The following is a 566-nucleotide window of genomic DNA, read 5'->3' on the forward strand; positions in this document are numbered from 1 at the left end:
AGAGGCTGCTAGACAGCACTGGATGAAAACTAAGTGTAAAGGTGTAGATCTTGCAAAAGAGTTTGGTGTGTGCTTCGGATCTGCTTGTAAGTGGATTCGTGAGTGGAAAGTGTAGAGACTATCCGTAGGGAGTAGGGGGTGAATAGGAAAACCCTCGAAGCGCCAACAACAGCAAATTAGCTATGCTGTTATGATATAGTCCGACACCCGAAGGAATTTGGGAATAACTGAATGGATGAAGGGCAGTTCAGTGTCCATCGTGAAGATGTTCATAAACTTGAAGCACTCACTTTGCTTTGTGTTAAGAAAGCAGGTGAATATTTAGGAATGGAATGTCCTTTGGCTTCCGATGCTAAGATCGGTTTGTCATGGTTACACACCCATTGATTTAAGAGGTATTTAGATGCAAAAAGAGCAGCTAAAACTGAGAGGGTTTCTGTACATCACTGACGTTTGTCCTCGATTTGAAGAAGATGATTTGGATGCATATCGAATTCAACGTCGCTTTGGTGAAAAACTTCTAGAAAAGATTCCACTATATAGTAAGGAAAAAGATGGCTAATGTC

At 41.3% G+C, this 566-nt stretch carries 2 protein-coding genes; both read left to right on the forward strand.

Annotated features, from left to right (window positions below; all coding sequences use genetic code 11):
• The first annotated feature begins 231 nt into the window (after positions 1-231).
• Entirely contained in the window at positions 232-387 is a 156-nt protein-coding gene (locus tag N1032_RS26970; protein WP_259543769.1) for a hypothetical protein, read from the forward strand.
• A gap of 16 nt (positions 388-403) precedes the next feature.
• A complete protein-coding gene (locus N1032_RS26975; RefSeq protein ID WP_259543770.1) occupies positions 404-562 on the forward strand; it encodes a hypothetical protein in 159 nt (52 codons plus the stop codon).
• Positions 563-566: the final 4 nt, after the last annotated feature.

Source organism: Herbiconiux daphne (assembly GCF_024979295.1).
GTDB lineage: Bacteria > Actinomycetota > Actinomycetes > Actinomycetales > Microbacteriaceae > Herbiconiux > Herbiconiux daphnes.

Coding starts and splice junctions, on each gene's coding strand:
- N1032_RS26970 (WP_259543769.1), top strand. CDS start 232: ATGGATGAAGGGCAGTTCAGTGTCCATCGTGAAGATGTTCATAAACTT.
- N1032_RS26975 (WP_259543770.1), top strand. CDS start 404: ATGCAAAAAGAGCAGCTAAAACTGAGAGGGTTTCTGTACATCACTGAC.